The organism is Thiopseudomonas acetoxidans, assembly GCF_030362935.1.
Classification (GTDB): domain Bacteria; phylum Pseudomonadota; class Gammaproteobacteria; order Pseudomonadales; family Pseudomonadaceae; genus Thiopseudomonas; species Thiopseudomonas acetoxidans.
Map to the genome: position 1 here is coordinate 49,381 of NZ_JAUCDY010000015.1, position 13,116 is coordinate 62,496.

12 protein-coding genes are annotated in these 13,116 nt (G+C 49.6%); 8 read left to right on the forward strand and 4 right to left on the reverse strand.

Annotated elements, in window-relative coordinates:
- The first annotated feature begins 73 nt into the window (after positions 1-73).
- The 6 genes from QEZ41_RS10750 to QEZ41_RS10775 all read left to right on the forward strand — a co-directional run bounded on the left by QEZ41_RS10750 (position 74) and on the right by QEZ41_RS10775 (position 6,500).
- Positions 74-1,783: an NUDIX domain-containing protein gene (locus QEZ41_RS10750; protein ID WP_289411562.1), complete on the forward strand. Its 1,710-nt coding sequence runs from the start codon at positions 74-76 to the stop codon at positions 1,781-1,783.
- A gap of 111 nt (positions 1,784-1,894) precedes the next feature.
- Positions 1,895-2,092: a hypothetical protein gene (locus QEZ41_RS10755; RefSeq protein WP_289411565.1), complete on the forward strand. Its 198-nt coding sequence runs from the start codon at positions 1,895-1,897 to the stop codon at positions 2,090-2,092.
- 669 nt (positions 2,093-2,761) lie between these two features.
- A complete protein-coding gene (locus QEZ41_RS10760) occupies positions 2,762-3,691 on the forward strand; it encodes a siderophore ABC transporter substrate-binding protein (RefSeq protein ID WP_289411566.1) in 930 nt (309 codons plus the stop codon).
- A gap of 105 nt (positions 3,692-3,796) precedes the next feature.
- Complete coding sequence (locus QEZ41_RS10765) at positions 3,797-4,795, forward strand: ABC transporter permease (RefSeq protein WP_289411568.1); 999 nt, start codon at positions 3,797-3,799, stop codon at positions 4,793-4,795.
- Positions 4,786-5,745 carry an iron chelate uptake ABC transporter family permease subunit gene (locus QEZ41_RS10770; protein WP_289411570.1) on the forward strand — a complete coding sequence of 320 codons (960 nt, stop codon included), beginning with the start codon at positions 4,786-4,788 and terminating at the stop codon, positions 5,743-5,745. The genes QEZ41_RS10765 and QEZ41_RS10770 overlap by 10 nt, the downstream gene beginning before the upstream one ends.
- On the forward strand, positions 5,742-6,500 hold the full coding sequence (locus QEZ41_RS10775; RefSeq protein ID WP_289411571.1) for an iron ABC transporter ATP-binding protein: 759 nt from the start codon (positions 5,742-5,744) through the stop codon (positions 6,498-6,500). Before QEZ41_RS10770 ends, QEZ41_RS10775 begins: the two co-directional genes overlap by 4 nt.
- A 209-nt stretch (positions 6,501-6,709) precedes the next feature.
- On the opposite strand, the gene QEZ41_RS10780 is transcribed toward QEZ41_RS10775, so the two are convergent.
- The 4 genes from QEZ41_RS10780 to QEZ41_RS10795 form a co-directional block, all read right to left on the reverse strand.
- A complete protein-coding gene (locus QEZ41_RS10780; protein ID WP_289411572.1) occupies positions 6,710-7,195 on the reverse strand; it encodes a hypothetical protein in 486 nt (161 codons plus the stop codon).
- A 101-nt stretch (positions 7,196-7,296) separates the two neighbouring features.
- The gene (locus tag QEZ41_RS10785) at positions 7,297-8,622 is read right to left on the reverse strand and encodes an ATP-binding protein (RefSeq protein WP_289411574.1); all 1,326 of its coding nucleotides are present in this window, start codon (positions 8,620-8,622) and stop codon (positions 7,297-7,299) included.
- A complete protein-coding gene (locus QEZ41_RS10790; RefSeq protein ID WP_289411576.1) occupies positions 8,619-9,284 on the reverse strand; it encodes a response regulator in 666 nt (221 codons plus the stop codon). The genes QEZ41_RS10785 and QEZ41_RS10790 overlap by 4 nt, the downstream gene beginning before the upstream one ends.
- 83 nt (positions 9,285-9,367) lie before the next feature.
- Positions 9,368-9,811 carry a YqaA family protein gene (locus tag QEZ41_RS10795; RefSeq protein WP_289411578.1) on the reverse strand — a complete coding sequence of 148 codons (444 nt, stop codon included), beginning with the start codon at positions 9,809-9,811 and terminating at the stop codon, positions 9,368-9,370.
- Between the two features lie 343 nt (positions 9,812-10,154).
- On the opposite strand from QEZ41_RS10795, the gene QEZ41_RS10800 reads away from it, so the two are divergent.
- A complete protein-coding gene (locus tag QEZ41_RS10800) occupies positions 10,155-10,775 on the forward strand; it encodes a hypothetical protein (protein ID WP_289411579.1) in 621 nt (206 codons plus the stop codon).
- A gap of 329 nt (positions 10,776-11,104) precedes the next feature.
- The gene (locus tag QEZ41_RS10805) at positions 11,105-13,027 is read left to right on the forward strand and encodes a methyl-accepting chemotaxis protein (protein WP_289411580.1); all 1,923 of its coding nucleotides are present in this window, start codon (positions 11,105-11,107) and stop codon (positions 13,025-13,027) included.
- The last annotated feature ends 89 nt before the right edge of the window (positions 13,028-13,116 follow it).

A 13,116-nucleotide genomic window follows, 5' to 3' on the forward strand; every position in this document is an offset into this window, starting at 1 on the left:
ATAGTTATTTGTAATGTATGGGCGGTGAAAAAGGGTGCATACCCTGAATGCTGATGAATAGGTGAGGACTTTTATGACAACAACACAAACAGAGTTAATTCCTCAGGCACACGCCTACGGTGGGGTATTGCTAACGCGCTGTGGTCGCGTTTTGCTGCGTGAGCCAGCCAATCATTTTGATGGATATCACTGGACCTTTGCCAAAGGTAAATCGGATAAAAGTGAACAGCCCGAACTGACGGCACTGCGAGAGGTGTATGAAGAAACTGGCTACCTCGCAGAGATTATTACTGCACTGCCTAATACCTATAAAAGCAGCTTGAGCAGCACGGCTATTTTTATTATGAAACACCTGAATCAGCAGCACCCTTACAGCTGGGTAACACAAAGTACGCGCTGGGTTGATTTTGCCGAAGCTAAAAGATTAATTAGCCAATCGACCAATTCCTCAGGCCGTCAACGTGATCTGCAGATACTGCGCGATGTACAAAACTGGTTTAAGGCTAAGGCTTCCTCGGTTTTGCCAAGCCTTGATGAATACAGTTGGATGCCCGCCACGCAAGCCGATTGGGAAAACCAGCCACTGCGAGGACGTTACAGCACGGTACCGCTGAATCTAGTATTTGATTCACAACAGTTTGCTTTATTGCGTATGGGTTTTATTCCAAACGAGCAAAATGACAAGTGGTTTAGTTACTTTGCTGATAATGTTTTGTATCAGCACCGTAGCTGGACAGGCATCTGCATCGACAAAATTTATTTTGAGCCTTACGAAGGTGGTGGAATGATTGCCACCCATGCCGAGGTGAATCGTAATCGTGAAGAATATGGTGAGACCGATGATGAGGCTGATATTCAGCGGATTCGTGAGATGTTGGCTTACCTAGCGACCGCGAAAGAGGTTTTGCAAAGAGCGTTGTCATGGAAAGACTATTTAAACGGTTTTAGTATGGCGTTTCAGCCAAACTATTTAGGCAATCCAAACGATGTTTTGGCGATTTTTCAGCCTTACTTTCAAGTGTTAGCGCAAATATGGTGGCAAGAATCGACTCTTGAGGACAGAAACAAAGAAGCCCATAAAATAAGTCTGATTTTTAGCAATCAAAACCCTGATTACACCGCTATGCCTCAGTGGCATAGGGTTAACGCTTTAGGCGCAGCATTAATCGAATGCTTTGAGCTAGATGCCAACTACTGTGCGGGCGAAGATTTATATTTTATTGTTTCTGAAGCCTTGGCCAATATTGGCATGCACTTTAATCAGTACCGCAATGATTTTTTAACAACAGCGCAAGACAGCCCAGAGCATATGGCGCTGGTACAGGCTGTACATCAGTTACAACAGTTTGTGGTTCAGGTTTTTCTAGGTACGCATGTGATTGAATTTGCAGACAAAACGATTAGTAACTTTTCTAACAGCAAAAAACAAGCGGTAGAAAATGATGACATTCCTGTGGAACAGTCATCTGCATTCACTGAGCTACTTGAAGAACTTAGTGAGATAGCGCCGTTAAAACCTTTTACTTTTACAGAGCTGGATATAGCGGTCGGTACGGTGTTGACTTTTAAGGCGGATGGCCGACTAACCTGTACCGTGCTCAATCACAAACAAGTGCGTTTTGCTGGCCAAACCCTGAGTCTGTCACGTGCAGCTATTACCGCATTCGCGCAAATAGGCATAGCACGTAAAGCCGCGCGTGGTCCTGACTATTGGCTGTACAATGGCCAACCATTAACGGTGTTACGTTTAAAACAACAACAATCCAAGCACAGCATGCCCTAGCATTTTCAGGAGTTAAAAATATGCTAGCGTATGGTGTGTTGTTTTTACTGCGATATTTATTAGAACTGCGGGCGGTAGTGTCACGAGACGCAGATGTTTTTAAGGAAAACCATGCCTATTCTTCATTGGCTCAATAAAGACCAAGCGGTAACTGCCGCGCAGAAGTCAATCTATCGTTTGCTTGAGGAAGTGCCTGAGTTGTCCTATGGCGAGGCAGATAATGAAAATCTGCTGATTCAGGGCGACAACCTTGAAGCCTTAAAAGCATTGATTCCTTTTTATGCTGGCAAAATGGCTCTTCGCATTTAAGGGTGTAGCTGGTTTCTAACCCCTCCTGACTTCAGCAAGCACCTGGCTATCAGTCCTACTGTAAAGCGGTTTGCACGCAGCCGGTTGCTTGGCACAGCCCTTGTAGGGGTGCAACTCTTGCGCGAAACAAACCATCCAGCCACACCAAGCCTTAATCGCGCATAAGATGCGCTCCCACAAGAGTGTTTTAGTTCGTACTGTTGGTGTGGGGGTTTTTGTGGGAGCGCAACTCTTGCGCGAAACAAACCATCCCGCCACACCAAACCTAATCGCGCATAAGATGCGCTCCCACAAGAGTGTTTTAGTTCGCACTGTTGGTGTGGGGGTTTTTGTGGGAGCGCAACTCTTGCGCGAATGTAGGCCGAACCCGGCACAACCGGTTTTATCCTGTTGCTCTTGCGTGATTTCAAGTCCGCTTCGCGCATCTTATGCGCGATACGGACTCTAAACCCAGCTCAAGCGCTGCCGGCTAGTTACATCGCGCAAAAATTGCGTTCCCGCAGTAGAGGCGGCGGTTTGTGGTAGGAGTAGGCCATGCCAGCGACAGCTGTGCGTCTGACGGGCTATGCAATATAAATGCTTGCAAATAAGAATCAATCGCATATAGTGTACGGCGTCTTATAGAAATAACACTGCCAATTATCAACAGAGAATCTTAAGGAGCCCGCTATGCGCGCTAGATACTTTACTGCTTTGCGCACTTTTTCACTACTGAGTTTACTGCTCTGCTTAACTGCTCCTGTGCAGGCGCAAGAGGTTTTAACCGTTGAGCATGCCAAAGGACAAACCCAGGTACAGAAACTGCCTAAAACTGTGGCGGTACTGGATTGGTCCACACTGGATACCATGGCTGTGCTGGGTATAGAAGCGCAGGGGATTCCGACCTCTGGCATCGTGCCACCGATGCTGGATCAGTATGCTGGTGCGCGTTTTGTGCGAGTGGGTACGTTGTTCGAGCCTGATTATGAAGCGCTGAAAAACTTAAAGCCGGATTTGATTATTTTAGGTCGTCGCGCTAGCGGGAAATACGATGAAGTGGCTAAGTATGGGCCGACTCTGGATTTAACTCCTGATCCTACCGACTTGCTCGGTAGCGTGGTGCGCAACACAGAAATTATCGGGCAGATATTTGACCGTGAACAACAGGCCGCTGAGCAAATTGCTAAGTTGCAGGCCTCGGTTAAGCAGCTGCAAAACCTAAGTGCTAAGCAGGGTAAAGGACTCACCTTGTTAACCACCGGTGGAAAAATGAGCGCCTTTGGCATAGGGACACGTTTTGGCATGATTCACGATGTGTTTGGGGTAGAGCCAGCGGTGGCAGACTTAAAAGTGGGTCGCCATGGGCAGGCGGTGTCCTATGAGTTTTTACTGGAAGCCAATCCGGACTGGTTGTTTGTGATGGACCGTGATGCGGCTATTGGTCGTGAAGGCGTAGCGGCTCAACGCATGATGGATAACGAGCTGGTCAATGCCACCACTGCAGGTGCAAAAGGACAGATTGTGTATCTGGAGCCGGTCAGTTGGTATTTGCTGGATAACAGTGGCATAGGCGTGATGCAGGGTAATGTTGATCGCTTAGTGGATGTTTTTTCTAAGTAACTCTTTGAACTGCCTAGCACATACAGAATTGGCAACCAGCAAACCCTGTATGTGCAAGAGTTTCTTTAGCTGCGTATGGCGGCTCTTTCCTAGTAAGCGAATTATATGGCTGTAACTTCTTCTACAAAGGCTCAACCGCGTATTTTGTTGTGGTTGCTGGGCTTGGTGGTGTTGGTTTTTGTGTTGGCGCTGGTCAGTTTGAATGTGGGTGCCAGCCGCATGAATCTGTTGCATTTGTTTACCCAACCAGATGATCGTATTACGCAGCTGTTATTTGTCAGCCGTTGGCCGCGCACCTTGGCGCTGATTTTAGCGGGCGCTTCTTTAGCTGTGGCGGGTTTGTTGTTGCAAATGATGGCGCGTAATCGCTTGGTTGAACCGTCGATGGTGGGTACGGTCGATGCCGCAGCGCTCGGCGTACTGCTCTGTGCGATTGTTGCGCCAAGTATGGCGCTGTGGCTGAAATTCAGTGTGGTGAGCCTATTTGCCGTCATGGGAACCGTGCTGTTTTTGTCAGTGTTAAAGCGCATTCCATTACGTTCGGCGTTGATTGTGCCTTTGTTGGGGCTGGTGTTAGCCGGGGTGATTGCGGCAGCCAGTGGTTTGTTGGCGCATCAGTTTGAATTGTCACAGGCATTACGCTCTTGGAATAGTGGTGACTTTTCGGCGATTTTGCGTGGTCGTTATGAATTGCTGTGGGTGGCGGCTGGCATCACTGTACTGGCGATGTTATTAGCGGATCGTTTTACCGTGCTTGGCATGGGTAAGGATTTTGCCACCAATGTTGGGGTGAATTATCCGGCACTGCTCGCGCTCGGGGTGCTGTTGGTGTCGATGATTATTGCCAGTGTGGTGGTTATTGCCGGTGCTTTGCCTTTTATAGGTCTGATCGTACCGAATTTAGTGCGTCTATTGACGGGCGATAATGTGCGCCGCGCTATTCCTGTGGTGGCGCTGGCTGGTTCAGCGCTGATGTTGGCCGCCGACTTGTTGGGTCGGGTGTTGATTCATCCCTACGAAATCCCGTCGGCAACGCTATTAGCCATCGCCGGTAGTCTGGTGTTTATCGTGATATTAGTGCGGGGGCGCCGGCAATGGGCTTAACGAAGCGCGGTCGATGGTTGTTAAGTCTTACCGCTGTGCTGGCACTCGGCAGTGTGCTGGGTTTTATGACCCTCAATGTGCACAGCGATTGGGCGTTTATTGTGCAGTACCGCGGCACCCGCTTGCTGGCTATGTTGCTGGTGGCGCTGAGCATGGGGTTAGCCACTGTGGTGTTTCAAACCATTACCCACAACCGTATTTTAACGCCTTCGCTGATGGGTTTTGATGTGCTCTATGTGCTGGTGCATACGCTTGCTTTGCTGCTTTGGGGAACTGAATTCGGCAAGGGCTGGCCGCTGGAGTTGCGGTTTATCCTTGAGGTCACAGTGATGGTGAGCATCGCGTTACTGCTGTTTCGTTGGTTGTTTAACGGCTCAGTGCGCGGCCTGCACATGCTGATCTTGCTGGGCATGGTCGGTGGCTTGCTGTTTCGCGAGCTGGCGGATTTGTCGGCGCGTGTCTTTGATCCCAGTGAGTTTTCCATTCAGCAGGGCAGCAGCGTGGCTAATTTTAATCGTGTCAATCTGCAGTTGTTATGGGTGGGCTTAGCCGCAGCGGTGTTCTGCAGTGGGTTGTTGTTTCATTTGCGTCGTCAGTTGGATGTGCTCAGTTTAGGTCGTGATGTAGCGATTAATCTCGGTGTCCCTTATCGCAAAGTCGTCACGCTATTAATGCTGTTGGTCGGCGTGCTGCTGTCCATTAGCACCGCTTTAGTGGGGCCCATGTTGTTTTTCGGTTTGTTGGTGGCGAATTTGGCGTATTGGATTACCGGCAGTCATCAGCATCTTTGGAATTTGCCGGCCAGTGTTTTAGCAGCCATTGTGTGTTTGCTAGGTGGGCAAGTGTTGTTTGAACATCTGCTGAGTACCCGCTTGCCCTTGGTCATGGTGATCGAACTTTGCGGTGGTGTGTTATTTATTGCGCTGTTGTTGCGTGGAGTTAAACAATGATTGAAACACAAGGCGTGAGTAAGGCTTATCACGACAGGCTGGTGGTCAATGAGGTCAGTATCAACATCAGTAAAGGTGGGCTGACTTCTATTATTGGCCCCAATGGTGCTGGCAAGTCCACCTTGTTATCCATGATCAGCCGCCTGACACCCATGACTGCAGGCCGTGTGCAGGTGGATGGCTTGGATATTACCCGCACCCCAGGGGCGGAGCTGGCAAAACGTCTGGCAATTTTACGCCAGCATAATGAGTCTGCACTGCGCTTAACCGTGCGCGACCTAGTGGCTTTCGGTCGTTTTCCTCATTCGGGTGGGCGGCTTACCGATACCGATCAGCAGCACATTGATGAGGCTATCCATTATCTGGCGCTGGAGGAGTACCAGCAGCGTCATTTAGACGAGCTATCAGGCGGGCAACGGCAGCGGGCTTACGTGGCCATGGTGATGTGCCAAGACACTGATTACGTGCTGCTTGATGAGCCGCTCAACAACATTGATATGCACCACGCCGTGGGCATGATGCAGTTATTGCGCCGTACTGCCGATGAAAAAGGCAAAACCGTGGTCGTGGTGCTGCACGATATCAATTTTGCTTCTTGTTATTCAGACCAGATTATTGCCATGCGTGAGGGGCATGTGGCTTATCAAGGCACACCCGAGCAGATTATTCGCGGTGAGGTGCTCAGTGATATTTATCAGTTACCCATACAGGTGCATGAGATAGCTGGGCAAAGGATTTGTGTGTATTTTCGTTAACGTCCAGACATTATTGGGTATTATATTCGCTCTTGGTGCTGATTAAAGACCACTCTTGGCTGTTAGAGCCAAGCACGCATTCATTGTTCTGGCGCAGGAATAAGCATAGTCGGCAAACAAAGGTACGCCATGAGCCGCTGTGTGCGAAGTCGTACATGCGGTGTCAGGGGACGGCGGGTGTGAACCCGCCTCCTACTCGATGTGAGGGTTTAGTGTGCTACTGACTGGAACTTAGGGTCGTCAAAGTAGTTGGCATAGTTGTCCAGTGCGTTGATAACTTTGACCGCGCCGTCGCGTGCTTGGACTTGGTTTTCCATGGCCGCTGAACCGTCCATTAGGTCGTGAATAATAATATGCAATTGTGCATCGGCGGCGGGTTCAAGCTCACAGTTTTCAATCATGTAAGCAACTTGATTGTTGATTACACCGGCTAAGGCAACGTACTTCTCTTGGGTCAGTTTGTCGGCGTGAATCGACTTAACCTCTGCGCTCACGGCGTGGCTGATTTTGCCCATCGCTTGGCTCAGCGGTGCATCAATTCCCCACTTGCTACCGTTATTAAGCTGCAGCTCGGTGACCGCCTGACTGTGATTATGCTCGTCTTCAGCGGCCATGGTTAATACCGAGACACTGCCAAGGCTTAAAGCTAGACCTGTAGCAGCAGCGAACTTGAATAGATTCGATTTGATAGCCATGATGTATTTCCTCTTAATGAGACCGTGGATTCGGTTAGTAGTGAGTATCCCGGCTCCACCTTAAAAAATGCTTAAGAAAGGAAATATTTTTCCAGCAGCAGTTAAGCAGCCGCTTTAAAACTAACTCTGACCACCAGCCCTGTGCCGTTGGCGGGCGTGTCAAAGCTGAGCTGTGCATCATGGAGTTTGGCGATGCGTTTGACTATGGATAAGCCCAAGCCGCTACCGTCCTCACCACTACCAAGCACACGATAAAAGCGTGAGGTAATGCGTTGTAGCTCTGCAACTGCGATTCCAGGACCAGTATCGGCAATCTGCAACACAATCGCAGTGCCGTGTTGCTGAAGCTGTATGTTCACCTGTCCTTTGCTAGGCGTGTAGCGCACGGCGTTGTCTATAAGGTTGCGCACCAGAATGGCTAATAACGTGCTATCGCCATAGATCAGCCCATCGTCCTCAGCGGTGAAGCCGAGTTCTACTGCTTTGCGGATGGCTGCTGGGGCATGTTGGGCAATGCTTTCACTGACGAGTGCGGCGAGTTGGATCTGTTGTGGTTCGATGAGGCTGTGCTCTGGATCAAGCTGGGCGAGGACGAGCAGCTGATCAATTAGGTGCGCCGCTCGGTCTGCACCCAGAATAACTTTGCTAAGGGACTGCTGGCGCTGCTCGACGTCAGTGGCGGCGCAGGCCACTTGCGCTTGTGTTTTAATCGCGGCTAACGGGGTGCGCAGTTCATGAGCGGCATCCGCGGTAAAACGGCGTTCGTATTCGAGTGAGTCGTGCAGGCGTTTAAACAGAGAGTTCAGTGCATTTTGCAGCGGAAGCACTTCGCGCGGGGTGTTGCTTAACTCAAGCGGATCTAGCTTGTCGGGCTGACGCTGTTTGACCTCGTTAGCAAAGCGCGACAAGGGCGCAAGGCCAGCGCCTACCGCTAGCCAGATCAGCACGCCTAATCCAGGTACGGCAAAATAGAGCGGGTGCAGCAGATGCCGCGCCACACTTTCAGCGAGCGCATCGCGTAAGTCATAGCGCTCAGCCACGCGCACATTAAACTGTTGCTGCGCATCCCAGAGACTGTAAGTGCGGTAGCGAATGCCTTGCAGCACCGCATTGTTTAGCCCCTCATGTTGCGTGCCGAGGCGCTCGGTGGACGCCGTAGTAGACTGCATGAGTAACGTGCCGTCATGCTGCCATACTTGCAGCGTCGTATGGGTGTAATCACTCAAGGGTTGGGTGTAGGGAATCGTATTACTTCCTAGCTCTACTTGCTGCAAAACTAACTCGGCCGTATGCATAAGGCGCTTATCGAGCATGCTGCCGATTTCGTGGCGGGTGTCTAAATAGGTAAAAAAAGCCGTAGCAATCCAAGCCAGCAGGACGGAAACCGCCAGTAAGGCAAATAAACGCCAGCGCAATGAGGTTCTCATGGGGTCGTTTTCTCAATCATATAGCCCACCCCACGAACAGTAAGAATCAATTGTGGGTTAAGTTTGCGGCGTAAATGATGCACAAACACCTCAATGGTATTGCTTTCGATTTCATCTCCCCAGCCGTAAAGCTGTTCTTCTAGCTGGGCTTTGGACATCACCCGTCCCGCATTGAGTAGCAGGCTATGCAAGATTTTAAACTCACGTGCAGACACATCCACCGGCTGGCCAGCAAACAGGACGGTATGACTAGCTGGATCAAGGCTGAGTTCGCCCTGACGGATAACGGCATCGGCATAGCCTTTGGAACGGCGCAGTAAGGCGCGTAAGCGTGCTTGCAGCTCGGTTAGATCAAAGGGTTTGGCCAAGTAATCATCTGCACCTGCATCCAACCCTGCCACGCGATGCTCAACCGCGCTGTAAGCCGTTAGGATGAGAATAGGCAGCTCTTTACCTTGCGCTCGCGCACGTTTTAACACGTCCATGCCAGAGCGTTTGGGCAGTCCTAAATCCAAGACAACAGCATCATAGCTGTTGGTGAGCAGTGCGGTATCAGCCTGTTGGCCGTCCAACACCCAGTCAACAGTAAACCCTGCTTGAATCAAGCCAGCGGCAATGCCGTCACCGAGAAGCTGATCGTCTTCAACCAGAAGGATTTTCATAGGTATCACAGTTAAGCAGGGTGTAATAAGAGGGTGTTTAGGATAACACTAAATAGCGGTCAATGAGATTTGGCAGCGCTTGGCTAAGTCTGCACAATGTAGAGGGTGACATAGGCCAGTACGATGTAGCGGCCGGTTTTGGCGATGCTGACTACGAGCGTAAAGCGCCAAAACGGCTCACGCAGCACTCCGGCCACCAAGGTTAAGGGATCGCCAATAACAGGCATCCAGCTCAGCAGTAAACTCCAACGGCCATAGCGTTGATACCATAGCTGTGCCCGTGCTAGCTGGTCAGCAGTGGCAGGGAACCAGCGTCGATGTTGCCAGCGGTGCAGTTGCGTACCCAGCCACCAGTTAATTTGTGAGCCCACCACATTACCCAAGGAGGCGACGGCCACCAGCGAGATTACTGCGCCCGGCTTGAGGGTCAGCAGCGCTACTAAAGCGGCTTCAGACTGCATTGGCAGCAAGGTGGCCGCAATACAGGCTGAAAGCGCCAGACCCACATAACTTATCCAGTTCACCATGTGATATTGATTGTTTGCAGACTGTACGGCGCGCTGGTATGAGTGAGGGGCGCTTTAGTTCCGTAAGTGGGCTTTGCTCTGTTAACTTTTGCGATACGCTCGCGCCGAACAGCTGGCTGTATAGTGGTTACTTTTAACTATTTGATAGAATACACACTTATTTCGGTTGCTATGGCTTCATAGTGTTCGCTTCCTATCAGTATTATTGGCTTGTTGGGTGCCAATCAGCGTGTTTTATTTCCTAAGTTTTGGACTCATTATAGGGTCTGTAGTGATTGCTGTTGGTAGTGTTAACTCATACTCTTGTTTGGCTTCTAACATACTACTCCTTTAGGTGAACGACATGACATTTCCAGAATTCTTTGATAAAGCGCCAGTAATTCGTTTGCACGACCCTTTAGCTCAATTACTGGGTAGCGCAACAGAGGGCATCATGGATTACCGTTACGCGGATGCAGTGCGGCTAGCAGGCCATTCTTGCCCAACGGTGGCCGGCGCTTTTCTGACTGCCAGAGCCGCATTGAATGCACTTTATCCGGATACGTTGCCCGAGCGTGGTGGTATCGCCATACAGATGCCAACACCTGAAACGCAGTGGACTACTGGTGTGGTCGCCCAAGTGCTGACCTTGTTGACCGGTGCTGCAGCGCAGGGCGGCTTCAAGGGAATTGGTGGTCGTTTCGCCCGTAACGGGTTGCTCAGTTTCGCGGCGCAAGAGGGTGACAATGACGCGCCGATCCGTTTCGAGCGCATGGACACTGGCGCTGCTGTAGCGGTGACCTTTGATGCTAACCGGATACCTGCCGATGAATCGCAGCGCGAACGCATGCAGGCGGTTATCCAAAACCGTGAAACTCCTGAACAACAGATCGAGTTTGCCCGTCTATGGCAGGCGCGGGTACGCAAGATCCTTTTAGAGCATGCTGATGATCTGGCAATGATTCGCGTCGTTAAGTTGGGCTAACAGTCGTCAACTCACCTAGCGCAATCACTGACACCTTTTGACTTGCAATGAGTCAAAGGATGTCAGTGGGGCTGATGTAGCCGTGGTGAGCGTGGTAAATGCATCCGAGCTCGTATAAGAATAAAAACACATTACTAAAAACAATATAATTGATATTGATCATTGAGCCAGTCAGCCGCATGTGTCGATACTCGATTCTGCCGAAATAAATGCGGTTGATATGATTAAACGGAGTATGCTCGCCTCCTAAAAACCAACCTAAAATAAAGCTTTTGTATTTATATGTTTTTTATAAGGCAATGGCTGAAAGTTTATACTCGAGAATAATAATGAAAAATATCAGTGTGCCGGTAAAGCTATCCATGGGGATAAGCTTAATTATATTGCTGTTAGTGATTTTAACAATTAATAACTTTAACAGCTTAAATCAAATTGCTATGCGCACCTCTAACATAGAAAAAGTAGTGTTAATTAATGACTTGGCTGATGACTTACAGATCACAAGTGCGCTTTATAAAATAAGTCCTGATGAGCGGCATGTTACAGCTACCTACGCAATAGCCGATAAGGTTAAACAAACAGCGAGTGAGGCAAAAACAACGCTCACTGCCGCTAGCAGTCACAAAATCATGGACGAAATTCAGGTTGACGTGGCGGAGTATGAGCAATTATTTGCTAGCTATGTTAATGCTCATAATAAGATTAAGGAAAATATCGCTGCAGCAGTTATCAGTGGTGCTGACACGAACGCTTCACTGGCTGAGATGGACTCTTTTATTAACGGTAGTACGCAGCAGCCGATTTTGCATGATGACTTACACAGCGCTATAACAGGTCGACTCGTCACCAGCCTTATTGATGCAAGACGTACACTTGCCTATACAGCGCGGGTTTATATTACCGACAGAACTGAATCCAGTTTTGAAAATCTAGATCAGTCATATAACGTATTGCTGGAGGTGGCGAGTAAGCTGCAGCCAAGGCTTACAGGTAGAGCGGCAGAGTTAAGAACAAAAATTATATCTGACATCGATACTTATATGGACTTGCTGGCTGCTATAGTCCCGCTAACACAGGAGCAGCTTAGTGCCGAAAAAAACATGAATGCTGTTTATAAGCGCTTAAGTGCTGCTACCGAAGATCGTGTGCGCTTTGTTACCGACTTGGGTGACCAGCAAATGAGCAACGCAAAAACAGTTGCGGTGCTCTTAACTTTAGCTGCGATTGCATTAGGCGCTTTAATTGGCTGGGTTATGACCAAGCAAATCACTCAGCCTTTAAGTCAAGCTATTCGCATTGCCCAAGCCATTGGCGGTCGCGATATGACCGGGCGTGATGTGGAGCAGCGTGGTGATGAATTTGGTGCTTTGTTGAATGCTCTGGAACAGACGCGTTCGAATCTGCGTGAAGCCTTAGGTGAGGTCAATGATTTTACCTCGCAACTGGCTTCAGCGGCAGAGGAACTTTCCGCTGTGACAACGCAAACCAGTGCTGGGGTGCTTAGTCAACGTGAAGAAACGGAGCAAGTGGCAACAGCAATGAACGAGATGACGGCGACTGTGCATGAGGTTGCACAAAACGCAGAAGAAGCATCAATAGCTTCTGACAAAGCCAATCGTTTAGCTGTCCATGGTGAGCAAGCGTTACAAAAAGCGCTTGATGCAAACGATCGGCTAACTGCGCAAGTACAGCAAAGTGCTGATTCAATGCACAGACTTAATGAAGACAGTGCAAACATCTCTACCGTGCTAACGGTCATTAACGGTATTGCTGAGCAAACTAACCTGCTAGCACTCAATGCTGCTATCGAGGCAGCGCGAGCTGGTGAGGCTGGACGCGGCTTTGCGGTGGTTGCAGATGAGGTGCGCGGCTTAGCTCAGCGCACACAAGAATCTACCGCTGAGATTGAAGGGTTGATTAGCAGGCTGCAGACTGGCTCAGGAAAAGCTGTGACCATGATGGATAGCAGCCGAACACTGGCAGACTCAACGCTAGAGCTGGTCAAAGAAGCCAGTGATGAATTGGGAGTCATCACACGTGTTATTGCTGAAATTCAGGCGATGAGCATGCAAATTGCCGCGGCAGCAGAGGAGCAAAGCTCAGTGGCTGAAGAAATCAATCGCAGTGTAGTAAGCGTCAATGGTATTGCTGAGCAGTCAGCCGCTGCCGTTGAGCAAACAGCAGCCTCATCGCAAGAACTGGCACGATTAGGACAGGAATTACAAAGCTTAGTGGCGCGCTTTAAGATATAAAATCCTAAACACAGGAACCTCTGAATAACGTTACCGAGGACGCTAACACAAGGCGCAACGACCAACGGGAGTAACAGCCAAAGGCTGGC

Coding starts and splice junctions, on each gene's coding strand:
- QEZ41_RS10750 (WP_289411562.1), top strand. CDS start 74: ATGACAACAACACAAACAGAGTTAATTCCTCAGGCACACGCCTACGGT.
- QEZ41_RS10755 (WP_289411565.1), top strand. CDS start 1,895: ATGCCTATTCTTCATTGGCTCAATAAAGACCAAGCGGTAACTGCCGCG.
- QEZ41_RS10760 (WP_289411566.1), top strand. CDS start 2,762: ATGCGCGCTAGATACTTTACTGCTTTGCGCACTTTTTCACTACTGAGT.
- QEZ41_RS10765 (WP_289411568.1), top strand. CDS start 3,797: ATGGCTGTAACTTCTTCTACAAAGGCTCAACCGCGTATTTTGTTGTGG.
- QEZ41_RS10770 (WP_289411570.1), top strand. CDS start 4,786: ATGGGCTTAACGAAGCGCGGTCGATGGTTGTTAAGTCTTACCGCTGTG.
- QEZ41_RS10775 (WP_289411571.1), top strand. CDS start 5,742: ATGATTGAAACACAAGGCGTGAGTAAGGCTTATCACGACAGGCTGGTG.
- QEZ41_RS10780 (WP_289411572.1), bottom strand. CDS start 7,195: ATGGCTATCAAATCGAATCTATTCAAGTTCGCTGCTGCTACAGGTCTA.
- QEZ41_RS10785 (WP_289411574.1), bottom strand. CDS start 8,622: ATGAGAACCTCATTGCGCTGGCGTTTATTTGCCTTACTGGCGGTTTCC.
- QEZ41_RS10790 (WP_289411576.1), bottom strand. CDS start 9,284: ATGAAAATCCTTCTGGTTGAAGACGATCAGCTTCTCGGTGACGGCATT.
- QEZ41_RS10795 (WP_289411578.1), bottom strand. CDS start 9,811: ATGGTGAACTGGATAAGTTATGTGGGTCTGGCGCTTTCAGCCTGTATT.
- QEZ41_RS10800 (WP_289411579.1), top strand. CDS start 10,155: ATGACATTTCCAGAATTCTTTGATAAAGCGCCAGTAATTCGTTTGCAC.
- QEZ41_RS10805 (WP_289411580.1), top strand. CDS start 11,105: ATGAAAAATATCAGTGTGCCGGTAAAGCTATCCATGGGGATAAGCTTA.